The organism is Nonomuraea sp. NPDC050022, assembly GCF_044460705.1.
GTDB lineage: Bacteria > Actinomycetota > Actinomycetes > Streptosporangiales > Streptosporangiaceae > Nonomuraea.
In genome coordinates, this window is sequence record NZ_JBITKE010000006.1 from 89,276 (window position 1) to 109,582 (window position 20,307).

At 66.8% G+C, this 20,307-nt stretch carries 23 protein-coding genes and 1 pseudogene; 10 read left to right on the forward strand and 14 right to left on the reverse strand.

Annotated features, from left to right (window positions below; genetic code table 11):
- The first annotated feature begins 373 nt into the window (after positions 1-373).
- Positions 374-3,253, forward strand: coding sequence for a hypothetical protein (locus tag ACIBO2_RS26215; protein ID WP_397300041.1), 2,880 nt, complete (start codon positions 374-376; stop codon positions 3,251-3,253).
- 127 nt (positions 3,254-3,380) lie between these two features.
- Here the strand turns inward: ACIBO2_RS26215 and ACIBO2_RS26220 are convergent, their stop codons facing one another.
- Together ACIBO2_RS26220 and ACIBO2_RS26225 are read right to left on the reverse strand one after the other, a co-directional pair.
- Entirely contained in the window at positions 3,381-3,605 is a 225-nt protein-coding gene (locus ACIBO2_RS26220) for a hypothetical protein (RefSeq protein WP_397300043.1), read from the reverse strand.
- Positions 3,602-3,859 (reverse strand): hypothetical protein, encoded by a 258-nt coding sequence (locus ACIBO2_RS26225; protein ID WP_397300046.1) that lies wholly within the window; start codon positions 3,857-3,859, stop codon positions 3,602-3,604. Before ACIBO2_RS26225 ends, ACIBO2_RS26220 begins: the two co-directional genes overlap by 4 nt.
- A gap of 223 nt (positions 3,860-4,082) precedes the next feature.
- Between ACIBO2_RS26225 and ACIBO2_RS26230 the strand changes: the two genes are divergently transcribed.
- Positions 4,083-4,313, forward strand: coding sequence for a winged helix-turn-helix domain-containing protein (locus tag ACIBO2_RS26230; protein WP_397300049.1), 231 nt, complete (start codon positions 4,083-4,085; stop codon positions 4,311-4,313).
- Positions 4,314-6,016: 1,703 nt separating this feature from the next.
- Here the strand turns inward: ACIBO2_RS26230 and ACIBO2_RS26235 are convergent.
- Genes ACIBO2_RS26235 through ACIBO2_RS26250 form a run of 4 tightly spaced genes read right to left on the reverse strand, consistent with a single transcriptional unit; the run spans position 6,017 to position 7,633 of the window.
- On the reverse strand, positions 6,017-6,331 hold the full coding sequence (locus tag ACIBO2_RS26235) for a hypothetical protein (RefSeq protein ID WP_397300051.1): 315 nt from the start codon (positions 6,329-6,331) through the stop codon (positions 6,017-6,019).
- The gene (locus ACIBO2_RS26240; protein WP_397300054.1) at positions 6,328-6,684 is read right to left on the reverse strand and encodes a hypothetical protein; all 357 of its coding nucleotides are present in this window, start codon (positions 6,682-6,684) and stop codon (positions 6,328-6,330) included. The genes ACIBO2_RS26235 and ACIBO2_RS26240 overlap by 4 nt, the downstream gene beginning before the upstream one ends.
- Entirely contained in the window at positions 6,681-7,040 is a 360-nt protein-coding gene (locus ACIBO2_RS26245; protein WP_397300057.1) for a hypothetical protein, read from the reverse strand. Before ACIBO2_RS26245 ends, ACIBO2_RS26240 begins: the two co-directional genes overlap by 4 nt.
- Positions 7,037-7,633, reverse strand: coding sequence for a DUF6907 domain-containing protein (locus ACIBO2_RS26250; protein WP_397300060.1), 597 nt, complete (start codon positions 7,631-7,633; stop codon positions 7,037-7,039). Before ACIBO2_RS26250 ends, ACIBO2_RS26245 begins: the two co-directional genes overlap by 4 nt.
- Before the next feature lie 167 nt (positions 7,634-7,800).
- Here ACIBO2_RS26250 and ACIBO2_RS26255 point away from each other — a divergent pair, with 167 nt between their 5' ends.
- A complete protein-coding gene (locus tag ACIBO2_RS26255) occupies positions 7,801-8,067 on the forward strand; it encodes a hypothetical protein (protein ID WP_397300062.1) in 267 nt (88 codons plus the stop codon).
- Positions 8,068-8,232: 165 nt separating this feature from the next.
- Here the strand turns inward: ACIBO2_RS26255 and ACIBO2_RS26260 are convergent, their stop codons facing one another.
- From ACIBO2_RS26260 to ACIBO2_RS26280, 5 genes are all read right to left on the reverse strand, one after another.
- Positions 8,233-8,382 carry a hypothetical protein gene (locus ACIBO2_RS26260; RefSeq protein ID WP_397300065.1) on the reverse strand — a complete coding sequence of 50 codons (150 nt, stop codon included), beginning with the start codon at positions 8,380-8,382 and terminating at the stop codon, positions 8,233-8,235.
- Between the two features lie 348 nt (positions 8,383-8,730).
- Positions 8,731-9,627 (reverse strand): DUF1963 domain-containing protein, encoded by an 897-nt coding sequence (locus ACIBO2_RS26265; RefSeq protein WP_397300068.1) that lies wholly within the window; start codon positions 9,625-9,627, stop codon positions 8,731-8,733.
- Positions 9,628-9,923: 296 nt separating this feature from the next.
- A complete protein-coding gene (locus tag ACIBO2_RS26270; RefSeq protein ID WP_358556803.1) occupies positions 9,924-10,142 on the reverse strand; it encodes a hypothetical protein in 219 nt (72 codons plus the stop codon).
- A 496-nt stretch (positions 10,143-10,638) separates the two neighbouring features.
- Positions 10,639-11,400 (reverse strand): hypothetical protein, encoded by a 762-nt coding sequence (locus ACIBO2_RS26275; protein ID WP_358556800.1) that lies wholly within the window; start codon positions 11,398-11,400, stop codon positions 10,639-10,641.
- A gap of 100 nt (positions 11,401-11,500) precedes the next feature.
- Positions 11,501-11,674 carry a hypothetical protein gene (locus tag ACIBO2_RS26280; RefSeq protein ID WP_358556809.1) on the reverse strand — a complete coding sequence of 58 codons (174 nt, stop codon included), beginning with the start codon at positions 11,672-11,674 and terminating at the stop codon, positions 11,501-11,503.
- 52 nt (positions 11,675-11,726) lie between these two features.
- On the opposite strand from ACIBO2_RS26280, the gene ACIBO2_RS26285 reads away from it, so the two are divergent.
- On the forward strand, positions 11,727-12,164 hold the full coding sequence (locus ACIBO2_RS26285) for a UTRA domain-containing protein (RefSeq protein ID WP_397300072.1): 438 nt from the start codon (positions 11,727-11,729) through the stop codon (positions 12,162-12,164).
- Between the two features lie 348 nt (positions 12,165-12,512).
- A complete protein-coding gene (locus tag ACIBO2_RS26290; RefSeq protein WP_397300075.1) occupies positions 12,513-14,171 on the forward strand; it encodes an ISL3 family transposase in 1,659 nt (552 codons plus the stop codon).
- Positions 14,172-14,274: 103 nt separating this feature from the next.
- On the opposite strand, the gene istB is transcribed toward ACIBO2_RS26290, so the two are convergent.
- Together istB and ACIBO2_RS26300 are read right to left on the reverse strand one after the other, a co-directional pair.
- Positions 14,275-15,051 carry an IS21-like element helper ATPase IstB gene (istB, locus tag ACIBO2_RS26295; protein WP_358556794.1) on the reverse strand — a complete coding sequence of 259 codons (777 nt, stop codon included), beginning with the start codon at positions 15,049-15,051 and terminating at the stop codon, positions 14,275-14,277.
- The gene (locus ACIBO2_RS26300) at positions 15,048-15,680 is read right to left on the reverse strand and encodes a Mu transposase domain-containing protein (protein WP_397300079.1); all 633 of its coding nucleotides are present in this window, start codon (positions 15,678-15,680) and stop codon (positions 15,048-15,050) included. Before ACIBO2_RS26300 ends, istB begins: the two co-directional genes overlap by 4 nt.
- Between ACIBO2_RS26300 and ACIBO2_RS26305 the strand changes: the two genes are divergently transcribed.
- From ACIBO2_RS26305 to ACIBO2_RS26315, 3 genes are all read left to right on the forward strand, one after another.
- A complete protein-coding gene (locus tag ACIBO2_RS26305; RefSeq protein ID WP_397300082.1) occupies positions 15,613-16,095 on the forward strand; it encodes a transposase in 483 nt (160 codons plus the stop codon). The genes ACIBO2_RS26300 and ACIBO2_RS26305 overlap by 68 nt on opposite strands.
- A gap of 101 nt (positions 16,096-16,196) precedes the next feature.
- Positions 16,197-16,739 carry a hypothetical protein gene (locus ACIBO2_RS26310; protein WP_358556789.1) on the forward strand — a complete coding sequence of 181 codons (543 nt, stop codon included), beginning with the start codon at positions 16,197-16,199 and terminating at the stop codon, positions 16,737-16,739.
- Positions 16,740-17,557: 818 nt separating this feature from the next.
- The gene (locus tag ACIBO2_RS26315; protein ID WP_358556786.1) at positions 17,558-17,764 is read left to right on the forward strand and encodes a hypothetical protein; all 207 of its coding nucleotides are present in this window, start codon (positions 17,558-17,560) and stop codon (positions 17,762-17,764) included.
- Between the two features lie 388 nt (positions 17,765-18,152).
- On the opposite strand, the gene ACIBO2_RS26320 is transcribed toward ACIBO2_RS26315, so the two are convergent.
- On the reverse strand, positions 18,153-18,764 hold the full coding sequence (locus tag ACIBO2_RS26320; RefSeq protein ID WP_358556783.1) for a TetR family transcriptional regulator: 612 nt from the start codon (positions 18,762-18,764) through the stop codon (positions 18,153-18,155).
- Between the two features lie 194 nt (positions 18,765-18,958).
- Here ACIBO2_RS26320 and ACIBO2_RS26325 point away from each other — a divergent pair.
- Positions 18,959-19,641, forward strand: a pseudogene (locus ACIBO2_RS26325) (SDR family oxidoreductase).
- 33 nt (positions 19,642-19,674) lie between these two features.
- Positions 19,675-20,298 (forward strand): NAD(P)-binding domain-containing protein, encoded by a 624-nt coding sequence (locus ACIBO2_RS26330; protein WP_358556777.1) that lies wholly within the window; start codon positions 19,675-19,677, stop codon positions 20,296-20,298.
- Positions 20,299-20,307: the final 9 nt, after the last annotated feature.

The window sequence follows — 20,307 nt, forward strand, 5'->3', positions numbered from 1 at the left end:
GGTGCGGCTGGACTCGGCCGAAGCTCTCGCCGAGCTGCGTATGACGGAGTCCGAGATCAACCGCCTTGATGGGCGTAACGCCAGGGTGAGCGTGGATGCCGACGTCGGGGGCGCCCTGTCGTCGCTGGCTATGGTGGCTGCGGCGGTCGCGTCGCTGCCGGCCGTGGCGTCGATCGCTGTCGGGGTGGGGGCGCTGGGCGGCGCGTTCACTGCTGCGGGTGTGGGGGCGGCGGCGTTCTCGGCGGCGGCCGTACCGGCGTTGGGGCGGATCAGTACGGCGCTGACAGCTCAGGAGTCGGCGGCCAAGGGTGCGGGGTCGGCCACGGGCGGAGCGGGTCAGAGCGCGGCTCAGGCGGCTCAGCAGGCGATGCAGTTGGAGCAGGCCGAGCAGCGGTTGAAGCAGGCGCAGATGGACCGCAAGCAGGCCCAAGAGGACCTGACGCGGGCTGTCGAGGATGGCCGTAGGGCGTTGCAGGACCAGAATTTCGAGCTTGAGCGTTCGGTGCTCAGCCAGAAGGACGCCGCGTTGGCCGTGCGTGAGGCTGAGGCGCGCCTTGCCGAGCTGCAGTCGAAGGGCGACGCGTCCGAGCTGGAGCTTGAGCGGGCGATGCTGTCGGTTGAGCAGGCGCACGAGCGGGCGCGCGAGCAGGAGGTCAAGACTCAGCGGACGAAGAAGGACACGGCCGAGGCGAACAAGGCCGGCGTGAAGGGCACCGAGGAGTATCAGCGCGGCCTGGACCATCTCCGGGAGGCCGAGGCGAAGGTCAAGCAGGCGAGCGACCAACTCAAGATGGCGCATCTGCAGCAGCAGGCGGCCATGTCCAGCGGTGGCGGCGGCGTCGCCAAGGTCAAGGACGCGTTCGCTGACTTGTCGGCGCAGGAGAAGATCCTTGCCAAGGACATCAAGGCGTTCAAAGACGAGTACGTCGCCTGGCAGCGGGCGTTGGAGCCGGACACGTTCAAGGTGGTCGCCCAAGGCCTCGACCTGATGCGGCTTGGGCTGAAAGAGGCCTCGCCGTTGGCCAGGTCCGCTTCCTCTGCCCTGCTGACGCTGGGCAAGGACGCCGAGACGGCGCTGCGCGGTCCGGTCTGGAAAGACTTCTTGTTCGATGTGAACACCCAGATTCCGGGCGCGCTGGTGGGGCTCGGCCACAGCTTCATCAACGTCACGACCGGCGTGGCCGGGGTGATCGACGCGTTCTTGCCGTTTACGCCGGTTGTGGTGGGCGGGATCGAGAAGGCCAGTGCGGCGTTCGCCAAGTGGGGCGGCGAACTGGGCAGTAGCAACGAGTTCAAAGATTTCATCGAGTGGACCAAGGCCAACGCCCCCGACGTCTGGCAGACGATCAAGGACATTGCAGCCGCGCTCGTCCACGTGGGCGAGGCGGTCGCGCCGCTCGGCGTGGGCGCGTTCTCCGGGCTCGGCCTGCTCGCGAAAATCATCGCCGGCATGTCGCCCGAGCAGATCCGCGCCGTCGCCCTGGCCATCCTGGCAGTCAAGACGGCGCAGGCCGGGTTGCAGGTCGCCCAGTTCTGGGGTGACCTGATAGGCAAGCTCGACGGGCTCGGCGGGGCGGCGGACCGGACCAAGGGCAAGCTCGGCGGGCTGACCAGCAGCCTGGCCGCGGGCGGCGGGGCGGCGGCGATCCTCGGTATCGCCGCGGTGGGCGTCGACAAGCTGTCGGACTCCCTGTCGGGCATCAACCCGGACATCGCAGCCCTGTCCAAGCGCCTGGTGGAGCTGCAGCAGAAGGGCAAGCCTGCCTCTGACCAGCTCGCCGAGTTCGGCTCGACGCTGAACACCTTCGCCGCTGACATGGGCCGTTCCGGGGTGTGGTTCGCGCCCACCGTGGGCCAGTTCGAGAGTTTGCATGACACGGTGTCGCGGCTGAATAGCGACGGCGTGCTTGAGGGGTTCGCTACCGGGTTCGCTGACATGGTGTCCGGCATCACGGGTGACCTGTACTCGATGGACACCGGTAAGCAGCGGCTCGCCGATTTCGACGCGACCTTGTCGCAGCTGGTGGCCTCTGGTCACGGCGCCCAGGCGGCGAGCATGTTCACCCAGCTGGGGAAGGAGTCCGGCCTGGCCGGCGAGGACGTCGGCAAGCTCCGCGATCTGCTGCCCGGCTACAGTTCGGCGGTTGAGGCGGCGGGCGGTGCGACCGCCGCGGCGGCGGGCGGCGTTGATACGGCCAAGACGAAGCTCGACGGCTTCAACAAGAGCTTGTCGGAGTTCTCTGGCCGGACCGACGCGCTGACCGCGCTGGGGAACATGAAGACCGCCTACCACGAAGCCGAGCGGGCGATCGACGCCGCGAACGGCAAGTTGCAGGTCAACGCGCAGATGACGGACAAGCAGCGTGACGCGGTCATCATGGCTCGGGAGAAGTTCGCCGCCTACGTGGACAGCGTCAAGACGGCGGCCGATGGCGCGTTGGCCCTGACGGGCCGCACCACCGAGTCCACGCGGGCCGTGCTCGAGCAGCTGCCGCATCTCGCGTCTCTGGCGGGCAAGAACGCCGAGGCCAAGGAACAGGTTCTCTTGCTGGCCAAGGCGTATGGCATCTCGGCAGGCGACGCGATCAAGGCCATGTCCAGTGCGGAAGGGTTGAAGAAGGTCCTCGCCGAGCTGAAGAGCAAAGAGATCCGCATCGGTCTCACCCTCGACACTCAGGCCGCTGAGAAGGGCATGGAGACGTTCATCAAGCGGTACGGCAACGTGTCCCTTGCGGTGGCGATCAAGTCGAAGGTGACCGCCGAGGGAGCCATCCGAGCAGCGGGCGGCGTCGACCTGATGGCGGCGGGTGGGGTGAAGGCGCCGAACATCGCCAGTAAGGCCACGTACGCGCCGGGAACCTCGTCCATCTACGCGGAGGCGGGCAAGGAGGCGTTCGTGCCCTACGCCCCGCAGTACCGGGAGCGGGCGACCGAGATTCTCGGCCAGGTGGCGAGCGACTTCGGCCTGGCGGTCGTCAATCCGGGCTCCCAGCAGCAGGTGACGAACTCGTCTACCTCGTCGAGCCTGACGAACTACAGCAGGGTGTCGGCGCCGCAGCAGGTGGCGGCCGTGCCCGCGCCCCGGCTGGCATCCTCGGGCGGCATGTCCAGCTCGTCGCCGAGCGACGGCACGCCGGCCGGGTGGTCGAGCGGCCCGGCCGTGGTCATCCAGAACCAGGTGATCAACCAGGACGCCGACGCCGACCGGTTCGCTGCCCAGGCGGCGCTCCGTGTCCGAGGTCGCGGGCGCTGAGTGGGTGGCCCGCGCAAGCCCTCCAGCATTGAGCGGGCCACCAGGCCGGCGGTTTGACGGACCACCGGGATTGGGGCGCCGGCTCTCGCATCTACCCGGAGTACGAGAGCCGGGCCGTCTTGGGGGTTCACCAGATCTTCAGCATGATCTCGAAGGCAAGCAGGTTGAGACGCCGGTCGATGGGCGCGCGTGGGTCGTTCAGGCTGGTCACCAGCGCTTCGAGGCCCGCCCGTATAGTGGGATGCGCGGCCCGGATTCCGCGCCGGGACTCCTGCTCGCCTCCGTTGTAGACGTAGGTCAGGCCGTCCTTACCCTGCACGAGGGTGTAGGCGCGCGGGGGCTCGGGAGTCATGCCGCCTCGCCCTCGTCTATGAACCGCATGACCAGGTTGAGCAGTCCAGCGGTCGCGGTAGCGAGGGGCGGGTACTCCTCCGGCCAGTCGTTCCGTCGAGCCCGCCAGATCCGGTCCTCTCCGCGCCAAACCGTCCAGCCGGGGCGGGCGCTCATCAGCATGTCGCACATGAACTGGGCGTTGGCCGGGTCGTCGTAGTAGATGACGGCTTCAAGAGGGGTCATGGCCGGGGCCACGTCCACGTCATGCCGCATCTCCGGCATTTCTTTGTGGCCGTCGCCGGGTAGACGTCGATCGGACCGATGTGGCGGCCCGGAGGGCATGTCTCGAGCGTTGCCCGCTGCCATGGCCTGTACTGCGGGGGGGTCATGCCTCAAGTCTGCACCTGTCTGCTACACACTGCTACCTCTGCTTACTACTGCAGTGCACTGCAACCCGCTGGATGATGCATCACCGCAGCTCAGTAGCGTGCAGAGCATGGAGATAAGGCCCGACGCCTACGCCTGGGCGCAGGTTGCGGACGAGATTAAACGCAGGATCGAGGCAGGCCAATACCAGCCGGGCATGCCGATCCCAGCGGAGCGGCGCCTGGCCGACGAGCTCGGCGTGTCGGTGGGCACGATCCGCAGGGCCGTGAAGGCGCTCAAGGAAGAGGGCATCGTGCGGGTGTTGCCGCAAAAAGGCGTGTTCGTGGCCGAGCAGGACTGACCGTGTCGCCCGCGCTAGGCCGCTAGGTGCCACGTGGGGCGGCGAACGGGGCGCTAGCCGTGGCGCTAGACCTAGCGGCGGCCGTGCTAGGCCTAGCGCCGTCCTAGCGGCTCTCAACGCGTGGGCGGGCACGTGCACATGTGCCCGTGCACGTACGCGCGCGAGACTCTCAACGCGCGGACGCGTTACGTAACGCGTCCGCCCCCGTAACGCGCGCGAGTGTACGCCCTGCGCCTGTTGACCCGGCGCAGCCGACGACTGAAGTTGTCACACGCGCGCGTCCGCGCGTCCGCGTCCGCGCGGCGCGCGTTGGAGGCCCCGAAGTTCACATGCTCGGCAGGTGAAGATGAACATGAAGATCGGGCGCCGACAATGAAGGTTGTCACGCGCGCAACGCGCAACGGGCGACACGCCTGCACGTTGGGAGCCCTCCAGAGGACAGGGAGCGACTCGGGGAGGCGGCAGGGAGGCAGGGAGAACTCCCTCAGCGGCTCCCTGCCCGACTCCCTCGCGGTGAGCAGGCAACCTCCCTCTCAGGGAGGCAGGGAGGCAGGGTTAGGCGGCAGCTCCCACCCCTCGAAATCACTCTCGCGGGAGTGATTTGCCTTCCTCCCTAACCCGCCTAACCCACCTAACCCAGCTAACTTTCCGCAGGTCGCCTCGCTTGCCGGCGCTGTTAACCCGGAGGTTAGATATCTAACCCGAGTGAGGTCCCGCGAGGACCCGAGTTAATCCGGCCGCGACGGCACCGGCCCGCTTCACGGGGAGTAGTCGGGCTCCGTGTTCGCCGGACATGCGGCGCGGTCGCCTCTTTTTTCCTTAAGGGATTCGACCGTGTTCGTAAGGAGCGAACACGTGCCGGACACCTTACGAACACGGACCGGACGAGATCATCGGACACGCCGGACATCGACACAGCGTGACCGAACATGCTGCCGGACACGCCGGACAAGATCAACGAACGCCCGAACAGTCACCGGACATCCACCCTTTGCAACCGAACACACACACTCCGTGCCCGAACAAGATCAACGGACACGCACGGGACCGCCACCTGAAAAGCAGGTGTTGGAGCATGCTCAGGAGCAAGATCGGATCACACCAGAACGGGCGGTCCACCTGCGCAACTTCCGTTCGGCCTCAACGGAAGTGTTCCGCTTCTGAGGCAACCACGGGGGCACCCGCGCGCACCCGTTCCAGGGTGATCCGATCTTGCTCCTCACGGCCTGCGAAAGACAGCGCCAGGAGCACGGCGAGGTGTCAGGAAAACCATTAGATTCTCATGGTTTTTTCGCTGGTGGTCGCGACCGTTTGGCGACCGGGAAAGTGTCAGCGCCGGCGTCGGTCGGGTGTCGTCGATGTGGTCACGAACTCGGTCACATAGGCAGTCTCGAACCGGTCGCGACTTCGGTCGCGACCGGTACCGGAACCGCCACCACAAACGCCACCGAAAACACGGCCTTGACCTGCATGGACGCGAAAACTATGTGACCAACAATGTGACCAGGTTCGTGACCACGAAATAGACCGCGACCGGTCGCCGGAATGGACGCGACCACCGACGCGGACGCGACCAGTTTCGCGACCGGACGCGCACCTGTACCGGATGTGCGCCATGGCGTACGAAGAACCGCCGCCGCCCCACCTCCAGTAGGTTCGAACGGAGGTTGAGCGACGGCGGTTCGGGCGAGGATGCGGCCGACCTACGAGGCGGCTCCGGCATCATCGGCCTCAAGGTCCATCTGCAGGATGCGGAGCGCCAGCCTCTTCGCCTCAGTCCGCGTCATCCAGAGGGCACCCATCGTGCTGCAGATCGACACCATGACCTCGCCGCCGTGCTGGATCTGGTCGAGGCTGACATCGATCGTCCCCTCGATCTCCCGGCCAACGAGGAACGCGTCCAGGAGGACATTGAACTCCGACCCGTTGCCGAAGTGCGGATCGTCCGGCAGGTCGTGGAGGTTGTTGCACCACCACACGGAGCAGCCGTAATTGCGGTTCGTGATGAGCTGGTTCACTTGGCCTCCTCCTGCCCGCGCGCCCTGGCCACCTGCGCGAGAATCGCGCGGGCGAACTCCTCGGCCGCCTCGACCTTGACCGTGTCGAGCCCGTTGCCCAGGTCGATCATCGGCACGCACACGTCCGAGCCTTGCGGTTCCGGCTCGAACACGATGCCGACGTACCCGTTCGATGTGAGCGGCGTCCGCATGTCCGGCCCCATGCAGAACGTGGAGAGCCCGTCGTCCAGCACGCAGTGACGGACACACCAGGGCACGCACTGCGGCGTACGCGGTATGACCAGGCCCTCCCGGATCGCCTGCTCGGTCGGCGTCTCCGGCATCCAGCTATACCGCTGAGTGGTCATGGTCACGGCTGCTCCTCCCTGGCGATCTCGGCGGCCTGCATGAGCAGCAGGCCGACTTCGTGGGCGCCGCGCGGGTCCAGGTGCGTGATGGCGAACCCGAGCGCCGCGGCGGTGGACACGTCGATCCGGTGGAAGCTCTCCGAGTCGGTGGGGTCGTCGCTGACAATGTGCGCGTCGTCGTCCATGAAGCCGATGCGGACGATCGTCTCGCCGGCGACCTCGTGCAGCAGGTTGACCTCGATGGAGACGCTCGCGAACGGCGGTCCCGTGACCAGGTCGATGTTGCGGATGTGCGGCATGGCCGCCCCGGCGCCGAGACGGCACCAGGACGGGCAGGCCGGCACCTTGGGGGAGGTGCTCACGCCGTCTCCGCCACACGCTGCGCGGGGATCGGGTAGCAGGCCAGGCAGGCCAGGTCGGGGCACCGGCCGTCGTCGTCGTAGACCTGCGTCAGGCCGGTCCGGTGCGCCCGTCCGCGGGCGGCGGCCACGTGGGCGAGCATCGCGTTGGCGAGCTGCTTGGTCTCGTCGAGGGTCAGGTACAGGTGGTAGCGGTCGTTGGCGGCGTCGTGCATGAGCACGCGCGGCTCCACCTCGCGGTAGCCCTGCTGCAGCGACACTTCGGCCGTGTGCGCCACCCACGACGGGAGGCCGCTACCGTGCCCGAAGTTCTCCATGTCCATGGTGGTGACGGGGGTGATCTGCCACGGGCTGGTGTGGAGCCGGTCGGACTCCTCGTCGCTGCCCTTGTGGACGTCCCTGCACCAGGCCGGGCACGGCTCGGTCTGCCAGTACGGCATGCTGTGCTCGGCGCACTCGAACACCTGGACGCCGTCGCGGACGTCGACCGGCTTCATCGGCTGGTCGTCGCTGCCGCAGGTGACGCAGGCCAGGCCGTCGAGCTGGGCGGCGTTGAGCGTGGCCGGGTCGTACGTGGTTGTGATGTGATTGCTCACAGGTCTCTCCCTGCTTGAACAGGCGATGGGACTCAGGGGCCGTTCCGGTGTCTCACCACCGGGGCGGCTCCGCTTTGCGTCTCCGACAGTACAGAGATGCTGTGCGCCTGTAAATAGATGCGGTGCACCTACTTTCTGCGCGCACCGCACACCTCTACACTTGCCGCATGAACGAGCCCCGTCCACGCCCTGTCGCCGTGAGCGACATCGCCACACTGCTCAACGTGAGCATCAACACCGTGCACGCGTGGCGGAAGCGCGCCGCAGGGGTGAAGCAGGTCGAACCGCTGCCGCCGCCTGTGGGCAAGGTGGCCGGCGCGGACTACTGGTGGGCTGATGAGATCGAGGCGTGGGCCGCAAGGACGGGCCGTCTCACACGCGTCTCACAGACTGAACGGACTGGGATGGAACCAGAAGAGGGGAGCGGGCCCTAACCCGGACATCGGACCCCACAGGACCCTATAGAGGGCTTCCATTCCACTGGGGGTCAAGGGGTCGCAGGTTCAAATCCTGTCGTCCCGACCAGGTTTTTCTGGTCGAGCAGGGTGTCACTCTTCTGGGTGGCACCCTTTCGCGTTGGTGAGCGACTAACTGAGTGACTACCAGGCGAAGAGGGTGTCCATCGCCGCAGCTCCTTGCAGGAGTACCGGGCGGATCTGCTTGCGGTAGACGGCTTCGGTGACCGCCGTGCCGCTGTGGCCGACGAGCCGGGCGATGTCCTCCAGGGGGACGCCGGAGTCAGAGAGCACTCATAGGAGATCAAGGCGGCGGGGCGGCGCGCCGCCGCACCTCCGGCCCTCCGCCCGCCCGCCGTCCGGGCGTGCGGCCTGGGGGCCGGTCCCGGACGGCGGCGGGACACCGGGTCGGCCACCGCACGCCAGTACCGCCGTACGAACCGAACGCTCCGACCGGGATTGCCGAGCCGCCGCACAGATGCGGCCCTTACGATCGCCACGGTGTGGCTGGCCGCCGTGCATGGCTGGGGGCGATCGGCGATCCAGGGTTCGTTCCTCACCCTGGCTCACTGAGCAACGTGGCTGGCCCTCCGATCAAGGCAGGCGCAGGCGTGCGGAGGCATGCGCGATGCGGCGCCATGTTCATGACCCTTGGCTGAGAGAGTCCACCGGGCGCTCGGGGCATTCCAGGCAAACGAACAGGTAGAGCGATCCAGCATCTTGGATCACGAGGTCGGCTGGATACAGAATCTCGGAAGGGGCATGAGGGGGCAGCGGACGCTCTTCGATAGGAGCCCAACGCTTTCCCGTCTCGATGTCGAATTCCCGGCTAGCAATCGTCAACAGATGCGCCATCTCGTGGCCTTTACCGCATTCGACTTGCACGGGATCCTGAATCCAGCGCACCCAGCCGCTGACCTTGCTGCCTGGAGCACTTGAGGGGTGGTCGAAATAACTCCAGTCGTCAGGGTTCGGGAAATCCTCTTCCCAGGCCCAGATTCTCTCTCTGAGCTCAGCAGGAAGTCCCCAGCCCGCCGGATACTCCTCCACCCGCTCCGGCGACAACACGCACGCCGTAGGGAGATACGAGTCGTCGCTGTCAGGATCTGGCACGGGGGCCTCGATGAGGAGACTGCCGACCGCTTCCGTCTTCCGCCAGCGCACGATCGTGTGAGGCTGGAAGTACGGCTCGTGGTCAAGCGGGCACCACAGCACTTGGAGGGTGTCGGTGTCATCAGGGAACGGCAGTTCAGGAACATCTCCAGCGAAGAGCTGCATGACCGGGACCAGCGGAAGCGGATCCCACCCTTCCGAGGGATCATGAGTCAGCGGCTCAGGGCAGACTGGCCACGGTTCGTCGGCAGGCCACAGCAACGGCCCACCGATGGAGCTGTCTGTGGTGGCCGGCCTTCCTCGACGCGGATGCAGCCGAACTGTGGTCTTGCGTTGACTTGCCAGTTCAGGGAAGACAGCTGCTACATCGAACGGCGTCGAGGGCGTCGTCAACCCCATGCTCACCACTCCGATCACCACAGACAACGTCGTAATGGCACACCGTAGGGCAGAGGACCGACAGAACGAATCCCTGTTCGCGGTCGTGATCGTCGTGCCATTAGCGTGCCATTAACCGGGGTGACGAGGGGTAACCACGGTCACTCACGACCGGTCTCAATCGCAGGTCAGTGCCTCTACGAGGCAAGTTCCCTGCAATTCCCAAGCTGACAGTGCAGGTTCTTTCGTCACCTGCTCCAGCGAAGAAAGGCCAGGCCGGGAGCGCTTCCCTGCCTGGCTTGATCTTTCCAGGCTTCTAGTCGATTTTCCGTGTCCGCTACGGCTTACAGTTGGCGGCTGGCGAAGAGTTCCAAGTGGGAGCACTGCGGGCAGCGACGGGCGTCCACCAGCCATTTGGGACGGCCCACCAGTTTGGCTCCGCCGAATATTCCCCGTTCCAGTTCACCTTCCACCCAGACGCCGAAGCCGGGCTGTTGATGGTCGGCTAGGAAGCCCGGCTCCAGGTCCTGGTGGCCGCAGTAGGTGCACTTTCCATCAGACATTGGGCGATCATACGACAAGCGCGTTTCTCGGCCATGTGCGATCAAGGAGAGGATGACCCCGCGGCGGTCACCCTGCGGGACGACATGCGTCATCGAGGTTATGCCAGACCGTGGTGGCTGCTCCCTAGCTGCAGTTCTAGTTGCGATCCAGCGCTATCCAAGGCCGTCCCAGATGGACCCGGCCGCGCATGTTGGTCCAGGTGAAACTGATCGGGACGGCCCATGAGCCGAGCTGCTAATGCGGTTTGGTCTCACTTGTAGCGCCGCCACGACTCGAAGAAGATCCGGGATATGCGCGGGATGATCCCTTGCGCCAGTGAGTGCGCTGAGGCTGTAGCACCAGTTCAGACCTGCCCCGAGGTCTCAATCACCGGCCCGCTGTAAAACCGTCGGCTCTCAGGAGCGTGTTTCGGGGGTTGCAGTTTGGGCTGCCGTGCACGGCTCGTACCGAGAAGCGCACCACAATCGAGGCCTCGGCCATCGTGCGATGACTCAATTAGGCTGACCAGCGCCACCGGTCGAGCTCGGTCCACTTTGCTTCGAGGGCGGTGGCGAGTTGGCCACCGAAGGCGACCGTTCGCTCGTGGGAGGCGAACGCGATCCAGGTAAGCGTGTCATCGCTCCACACGCCCTCAGCGCCGGTGTACTGGGGTTCGAACATCTCTACATCTACGAGGTAGTCCGCGCCGTACTCGCGCAGTTCTGTCACGCGGCCGCCGCTCATGTCGCGTACTGCGGCGCGCACCTGGGCGAGTCCCTGCTCGTCCCACATCGATGCCTCCGTCAGCACGAGGACGTCGGGTGGAGTTGGCTCGGCGAGCATGGGGTACCACGACCTGCCCACCAGCCCCCACCGCTGCTCCAACTGTTTCTGTCGTTCGAACGACTCGGCGGGCATCAACACGCGCCGGTAGGGCAGCGGTTCCACCGGAAAGTCGGCCCGCGCTACCCAGGCTTGCAAGGTCGACTGAAACAGCCGGCGTTCCTCAGCCATCGCCTTTGCCGCGGTCTTGTTCGATGCCGGTTGTGTGAACGGCGACTGGGCCGTGTCGGCAGCCTCGGATAGGGCGTCGACGAGGTCGGAGAACTCGGGCAGCCGGTCTGGATCGAGCCGCTCCACGTGTTCCAGGATCGCTGCGATCACGTTGTAGTGGGGGAAGATGCGCCAGGCTTCGGGACGGTAGTTGTACCCGAATGCGGACCGTCCCTCGTTGGGCAGCGCGGCGTACTTATCGGTCAGCTCGTCGTACCGCTCCATCAGGTACCGTCGTGCCGCCGTGTGCAGCGTTACCGAGTCCATGCCACAAACTCCCCATGATTCAGCCGCCGGCGCACTCTGATGCCTGGCAACGGACGTTTCAATCCAGCACCTGGCCCAGGTTCATGAAGAGGTTATCGGCGACGGATGACCTGTCGGTCGACCAGTCACCGGTGAGGCCCTGACGATCGCCGGCCTCGGTTCCCGTAGTCGAGGGCCGTGGCGATTGCTGCAGCGGGGCCTTGCCGACCGAACCCGCCATCAGGGGTTCCAAGTCCCTGTTCCTGGCGGAAGCGGAACGGCAAGGGCTCAAAGCTGATCGCCGGATGCTCTATGTCGGGCTCGAACCCGTCAGTGATCATGTTGCGGCCTGCCTGCGCGTCGATTCCGGTACGGACATCGTCGCCCGGCGCAAGATGATGACCGCGAACGACGTGCCGGTGCGCATCGCGACAAGCTACTTCCGCGCTGACCTGTTCGGCGATACCAGGCTCACCGAGCCGGAGTTCGTGAAGCCGTCGCTGCAGTCCGCGTTGATTGCCCTCGGCTATTCCTTCGGCCACGCGGAGGAGAACCTGACGGCGCGGTCGCCGACCACCTTCGAGCGCGAGACGCTGGAACTCGAGCCTGGAGAGTGGATCGTGCAGGTGCTCCGCGCGAGCTATTCCACCGAGGACACGCCCATCCACGTTCTTGAGACGATCTGCGCCGCAAACCGGCACATCTTCTCCATCGGACAGGTCTCCGGGTACGACGAATTCTGAGTGACGAACTGAGTGACAATCGCGTCGGACGACCTTGGACGCTGAAGGACCGGCAAGGACTGTAACCCCAGGTGGGGACGGGTATCGGCTGTGATCCCGCCCCATGGTGACGTGCCTGGGGGTCAAGGGGTCGCAGGTTCAAATCCTGTCGTCCTGACGGTGATACAAGGCCGGTCGGCCTGGGTGAAAGCCCAGGTAGTGTCAATGGTCGGGTGCGTGTGGCTCTGGTGCAAAGTGTGTGCTGCGATCACGGACAGTGGCGTGGCTCTCGCTCGGCATTGATCGCGATGGGGTAACGGACCGCACATGAGTGCGGCCGCTCCGTGATGATCGGGTTCGACCAAGAACTTGATCGTCAACAGAGCGGCCGCGGAGTTCATTGTGCAGCATGCCGGGTCCCCGGCAGGCCAAGCCTGCCTGCAGATCTTCTTTCCCCACCTGTCCGAGCTGGTCGTCGAGGAACTGATTGATCGCGGCGGTTATGTGCTGGTCAAAGCACGCACCCGTGGCAGACCCATCAGCTGTCCGGGATGCGGGCAGCCCTCGACCCGGCTGCACGGACACTACCGGCGGCTGCTGCAGGACCTGCCCGTCGGCGGGCGCCAGGTCCTGATCGATCTCACCGTACGGCGGTTGAAATGCCGGAACGTGGCGTGCAGAATCCGGACGTTCGCCGAGCCCATCAACGGCTTGGCAGGCCGGCACGCACGAAACACCCGGCTTCTGCGGCGCATGCTGGAGCGGCTGGCGTTGGCGCTGGCCGGCCGGGCCGCTTCCCGGCTGTTGAACATGCTCGGCGTCATGGTGTCCCGCGACACCCTGATCCGGCTGATCCGAGCCCTGCCGGACCCTGAGTTCGCACAGGTCACCGTGCTGGGAGTGGATGATTGGGCGAAACGGCGCGGCCACTCCTACGCCACCATCCTGATCGACATGGAGACCGGCCGGGCCATCGATGTGCTCGACGACCGCCAGGCCGACACCCTGGCCACCTGGCTTCGCGAGCACCCCGGAGTCCATATCATCTGCCGCGACAGGGCAGGAGCTTACGCCGAGGGCGCCCGAACTGGCGCGCCGGAAGCGACGCAAATAGCCGACAGGTGGCATCTGTGGAACAACCTCTGCCAAGCGGTCGAGATCACGGTCCGGACGAACCGAGCTGACCTGCGAAAATCCGCGCCCGAACCACAGCCTGAGCCCGGCCCGATGTCGACCGCGCCCACGGGGCAGGAACCTACATCGCTGCCCGAGCCACGCACTGCGGTCCGGACCCGCGAACGGCACGCCGCCGTCCATGAACTCGTCGAGCAGGGCTGGACCATCGCGGCGATCTCCCAGCACCTTGGTCTGAACCGCACGACCGTCCGCAAGTTCCGCAATGCCACCACAGCCGAGGAACTCATCAACGGCCCCCGCTCCAGTCGGCCCCGATCGTTCGAAGAGTTCATTCCCTACCTGCGGCAACGCGTCGCTGACGACCAGGTCGTCAACGCCGCCCAGCTCTATGCCGAACTGCGCGCCCTGGGATATCGCGGCAGCCGCCGCACCGTCCGGCGCTATGTCGAGCCCTTACGCGCCGGTCACACCGTCCTGCCGCTCCCGCCGCCCGCTCCGACCGTCCGCGAGGTCACCCGCTGGATCACCAGCCACCCCGACCACCTCACCGCCGACGACAAGACCAAGCTCGACCAGATCCTGGAGCGCAGCCCACGCCTTGCCGCGCTGTCCGGCCACGTCACCGCGTTCGCGCAGATGATGACCGACCGCACAGGAAACAACGACCTGAAGAGCTGGCTTGCCGCCGTCGAAGCCGACGACATCCCCCAGCTGCACTCCTTCGCCAAGGGGATCGACCGTGACCTGGACGCGGTCATCAACGGTCTCACCCTGCCCCACTCCTCCGGAGCAGTCGAAGGCAACGTGACGAGAGTCAAGGCCATCAAACGCAGCCGATACGGCCGCGCCAACTTCGACCTTTTACGGAAGATCATCCTCTGCAGTTACTGACAGGAGCGAGATCACGCTCAGTCACAACGGCACACACTTTGCGCCAGAGCCGTGCGTGTCGCCGCTGGTGGCCAAGTAGAGGTCCCCACTTCTTCGTAGTTGATTATTTCTTGGCGAGGCGGCCGCTTGTCCGGGTTCGTGCCTGTTTCATGCGGAAGGACTCGCCCTCGGTGACCACGACGACGCTGTGGTGCAGGAGCCGGTCCAGCAGGCTGACGGCGGTGGTGTGCTCGGGTAGGAAGCGTCCCCATTGGTCGAAGGGCCGGTGTGAGCCGATGCCGAGCGCGCGGCGTTCGTAGGCGGCGGCCACGAGGCGGAACAGCAGTTGGGCGCCGGTGTCGTCCAGCGGGGCGAACCCGACTTCGTCGATGATGATCAGGTCGTTGCGGAGCAGGTTGTCGATCACGCGGCCGACGGAGTTGTCGGCCATTCCCCGGTAGAGCGTTTCGGCCAGTTCGGCCGCGGTGAAGTAGCGCACTTTGTAGCTGGCGTGGACGGCGGCGACGCCGAGGGCGATGAGGCTGTGGCTCTTGCCCGTGCCCGCCGGGCCGACCGCGCAGTAGTTCTCGGTGGCGCGGATCCACTCCAGCGAGGCGAGGTAGTCGAAGGTCGCCCGTGGGATCGACGACGCTGCGACGTCGAATTCCTCGATGGTCTTGATGACCGGGAAGGCGGCGGCCTTCATCCGGGTGCGGACGTTGGACTCATCGCGCGCGGTCAGCTCGGCCTCCAGCAGGGTGCGCAGGAACTCTTCGGGGTTCCAGCGCTGTGTGCGGGCCGTTACTAGCAGCTCGGGCGCCAGGCGGCGCATGGTGGCCAGCTTCAGGCGCAAGGCGGCGTCCAGACCGGCGGGCAGCGCGGGCGTTGTGGGCGCGGTCATCCGGTCTCTCTGATTTGTCGATCCGGTCGAGGGCGTAGTCGGTCAGCGACCGGGTCGGGACGGTGGGCAGGGCCATCACCAGCGCGTCCCCGGCGGCGGTCGGCTGTGGTGTGCCGGCTCCGGCCGCGAGGATGGAGCGGACGTCCTCGGCTCGCCATCGGCGGAACTGTGCCGCGCGCTGCAACGCGGCCGCCAGCGCCTGCTGTCCGTGGGCAGCGGCGAGCGCGGTCAGCTCGACCAGATCGGCGGCCAGGCGGGTGTTGCCGGAGGCGGCCGAGCCGGTCAGCCAGGTTTCGGCGGCCGGGCCGAGTGCCAGGAACGCCTTCTCGATCGGGGTGCGGGGCCGGGCGGCGCGCCGTGGCGCGGGCCGCGGGCCGCCGTAATGCTCGTCGCTGATCGCGGCCTCGCCGGGGGGCGACCGGGGCGTGGTCGGCGATGATCTCGCCGGTGGCCAGGTCGGTGATCAGCAGCCTGCCGTCGGCCTCCACGATGGCCACCGTCGCGCCGATGAGCCGATTGGGGACCGAGTAGCGGGCCGAGCCGAACCGCACGCACGACAGCTTGTCCACCTTGCGGGTGATCGGCGTCGCGCACACCCTCATCGCCGAGCTTGGGCTGGACATGAGCATGTTCGGCACCACCCGACGGCTCGCGGCCTGGGCCAAGGTCGCACCCTTGACCAAGCAGTACGGCAAGCGACGCGGCCGGGGCAAGACCGGCAAGGGCAACCCCTACCTGAAATCCGCACTCGGCCAGGCAGCCACCAGCGCTGCCAAGACCGACACCCGGCTCGGTGAACGCTACTGCCGCCTGGTCAAGCGCATGCCCAAGAGCAAGGCCAAGACCGCGCTCGCCCGCACCATCCTCACCATCCTCACCATCGTCTTCGAGCTGCTGTCCGACCCCACCGCCCGCTACCAAGATCTGGGAACCGACTTCTACACCCGCCAGATCGACACCCGCCGCCGCACCGACCCACTCATCCGCCAACTCGAAGCACTCGGCCACAAGGTCACCCTCACCCCAGCCGATCAGGTGGCCTGACCCCTATCGGTTCCAGCAGACCCTGACCGGCGATCATCGGCCAGGGTTCGCTGCCGCGCGCCCGGCCGAGGTGATGGGTTCTCCGGTTAGGCTGCCGGGTCATGACCGGCACCCCGAGTGATCGCCACCGTCCTGTCGCCCGCCGCCTCGCCATGGGACTGGCCTGCGCCTTCCTGATCGCGATGGCCGCAGGCTGCGCCGCCGAGGACGATCCGATCAACGCGCGGATCGGCTCATGCCTCGAAGCACGCGGGAAGGGCGGCAAGACCGACGACTTCCGTATCGTCGCGTGCAGCGCCCCGCAGGCCGCGTACAAGATGATCAAGAAGGCGGACCGCTGCGACGACATCACCAACGGATACGTCCTGATCGGAACCCGCCGGTCGCGCACTCGGCTGTGCCTGACGCTGAACGCGAAGCAGGGCGACTGCTTCTACCAGGAGGTCGGCTTCCCCACCGGCAAGGCGTCCAAGATGACCTGCGGCTCCTCGGCCACCTACCGGATCACCAAAGTGTCAGACGGGACCACCGACGCCTCGGTCTGCGGCAAAGGTGTGCCCAGCTGGACCAGGACCCCTGACGTGCTGCCGCGCGCCATCGTGTACCGCCACCCAGCGCGCACGCTCTGCGCCGACCGCCCGTGACGCCTCGACGGGAGAACCCACGCGTACAGCAGAAGTGTCCGGGGCCAGTGGGATGCGGACAGCACGCATGAGGTCGCCGCTGATCTGCGGGCTCTGGCCGGCGACCCCGGCGGCAGCCGGCAGATCACGTCCTCTGGGTGAGGTGGCTTCCCCGGCGGCCCTTCGCCCCCGCGCCCACCGGAACCGCTCAGTTCAGGGGCATTATCCGTGACTTTCAGCAGCGCCGCGAGCCGTCGATCGGCAACACCGACGCCGAACTGGAAGCCGGGCACTTCCGCATAGAACGCTATGACGCTAGCGGCAACCGTCTGGCCCCAGTCCCGGTGGAGAGGACCAGCCTCACCTTCCGCGGCGCGGTGACCAACGGCGACGAGGTCAATGTTGCTGCTCGACCTCGTCGACCGTGAGCGTGGTCGTCGGCCAGGCGGTCACGGGCCGACGAGCAGGATATGGGGTGGGGGCGTCACGAGATTAAGGCTTTGAGCTGCGGAAACGCTCGCTAACGTTCAATTCCGGCAGGATGGTCCCAGTACCCCGGCGTAGGCGAGCAGTCCGGCCAGCGGTCCGTACGTCCCGCCCGGAATGATGACGGCTTTCCGGTTCGATTCCCCTTCGCTCATCGCTGGAAGATATCGCCATTGGTCAGAGAACCGTCCTGATCAGGACAAGAACTTATCGGCATCTCCGGCATCAACCGGATGGTCAGACACCACCGCCGAGTCACTCTGAGTTACCGATCATCGAGGGTGAGCCAGAGCGCTCAAAAAGTGATCGGCTCACGGTGACGGAAGCTACCGCCCGCCAAGATCGCCCTCATTGTGCTCGCCGTGCTGCGCCATGACCAGCGCCTGGCCGACATGGCCGGCGGCAACAACGTCTCAGCCTCCACCATCCGCCGCTGGCTGCTGGAGGTCATCGACCTGCTCGCCGCACGCGCCCCACGCCTGGACCGCGCCCTGAAGAAGACCTTTCAGGTCCTCGAACTTGTACGGGGCGACGTTGGCCTTTTCGGTGAGCTCTTTTGAGCGCGTCGGTCTGGGCGTCGAGCGACTGACGGACGGTTGACGCGCGGGCGTACCCGATCCGGACGTGCCCTGCCGTCTCGGTCCTGGCGGCCAGAGACCGGGATAGTTCGGTCCAGGCTGATCCTGGCTTGCGGAGCCGCGGGACCGGGACACTGAGGACTTTCGCCAGCCTCGGCAGAGCGCTGAGGCTGTTCAGCACTACGGCAGCGTGCGGCCCCAGCAGCTGCCAGGCCGACCACGTCGGCGGGTCGCCGGTCTCCCCGGCGGCTTCTGCCGCGGCCTTCAGCAGGAGGGCGGCCAGTTCCGTGAAAGCCGGCAGGTGCCGGGCGGCTGGTGTCGCGTACCAGTAGGTGCAGCCGCGCGTCCAGCCCGGCCGCGGAGTGCCAGGTCAACTTGACACTTCCTCCCGTCGCCGGTCGTCGCTGGCTGTGGCGGGGATGGCGTTGTCGATGAGGATGGCGGCGATGGCGGCGGCGGCGGGGAAGGCGTCAGCGTTGAGGACCCGGGTGCGGGCCGCGGCGCCGTCGATGAGCAGCGCGAGTTGCTCGCCGAGCTGTTCAGGGTCGGCGGCGCCGGCTTCGCGGGCGGTGTCGGCGAGCCGCGCGGCGACGGCTTTCTTGTAGTCGCGTGCGTACTGGGATGCGGGGTGCTGGGGGTCGTGGAGTTCGACGGCGGCGGCGATGTAGGGGCACAGGGGGGTGGTGGGGGGGATGTCGAAGGCGGCGAGGAGCCGTTGGCGGGGTGTGAGGTCGGTGCGGTCGAACACGCCGGACAGAACGGAGGGGTCGAACCGGCGCAGGTACTCGGCGACGAGTTCGTCCTTGCTGGTGAAGTGTTGGTAGGCCGTGCGCTTGGACACCTCGGCCGCCGCGCAGAGCTGGTCCATGCCGGTGCGGTTGATGCCCTGCTCGCGGAACAGCTGCTGGGACGCGGTGAGGATGCGCTCGCGGGCGCCCCGGCCGCGGCGGCGGCCGGTGGGGCCCTTCTCCAACTCCGACATGGGTCCATGGTACCCCAGCCGGGTAACGACCGGTGTACATAGTTGCGCCCCGGCCGTCCGACCCGTACTGTAAGCAAACAGATCGGTGTACATAACGCCGTCACCGAGGTGCACACGGCACCACCGACCCCCAGGGGGCGACCATGGGAAAGCTTGACGGCAAGGTAGCGGTCATCACGGGCGGCACCACCGGCATGGCGCTGGCCGGCGCGAAGCTGTTCGTCGACGAAGGAGCGCACGTCTTCATCACGGGCCGCCGCCAGGACGTCCTGGACGAGGCCGTGAAGCAGATCGGCCGCAACGTCACCGGTGTCCAGGGCGATGCCGCCGACCTGGACGACCTGGACCGCCTGTACGACACCGTCAAGCGGGAGAAGGGAAGCCTCGACGTGCTGTGGGCCAGCGCAGGCGGGGGCGAGCCCGCCCCGCTCGGCGAGATCACCGAGGCCCACTTCCACGCCGCGTTCTGCCTCAACGCCCGCGGCACCCTGTTCACCGTTCAGAAAGCCCTTCCGCTCTTCAACGACGGCGGCTCCATCCTCATGACCGGCTCCAACGCCTCCCTCGGCGCCTTCCCCGGCTGGAGCGTCTACGCCGGCAGCAAGGCCGTCCAGCAGGCCTGGGCCCGCGTCCGGCTCAACGAGCTCAAGGACCGCCGCATCCGCGTCAACGTCCTGACCCCCGGCCAGGTCGCCACCGCAAGCAGGAAGAACTCTTCGACGAGGCCACCAAGCGCCAGTTCGAGTCCCTCATCCCCCGCGGCCAGATGGGCGGCCCTGACGAAATCGCCACGGCCGCCCTCTTCCTCGCCTCCGACGACTCCAGCTACGTCAACGGCATGGAGCTCGTCGCCGACGGCGGCACCACCGCCATCTGAACCGAACAACACACAACCAGGGCAGGACATCTCATGAGCAGCATCAGCATCATCGGCACCGGGAACATGGCCCGCACCATCGGCGCGCGGGCGGTAGCGGGCGGCAACACCGTCGAGGTCATGGGCCGCGATCAGTCCAAGGCCGCTGACCTGGCCAAGGCTCTCGGCGGCGGCGCCACGACGGGAGAATGGGGCACCGCCCCGGCCGGGGACATCGTCATCGTGGCCCTGTTGTACGACGGTGTCGTGCCGGTCGTCGCCCAGTACGGAGACGCTCTCGCGGGCAAGGTTGTCGTCGACATCAGCAATCCCTTTAATTCCACGTTCGACGGGCTGGCCCACCGCGAGGAGACCTCGATCGCGCAGGAAGTCGCCAAGGCGGCTCCGGCGAGCGCCAGCGTGGTCAAGGCGTTCAACACCATCTTCCGTCATGTCCTGGAGAAGGGTCGACCCGACGTCTTCATCGCCGGCGACAGCGCGCAGGCCAAGGCAAGCGTGGAGACCTTCATCCAGAGCCTCGGGCTGCGCCCGTTGGACGTCGGCGGCCTGAAAATGGCGCACTGGCTGGAAGGAGCAGGCGTGATCACCGTGGGCCTCGCCAACCACGGGGTGGGAAACCTGGACTTCGCCCTCAGCATCACCGAACTTCCCGTCTGAGCCGCTCCG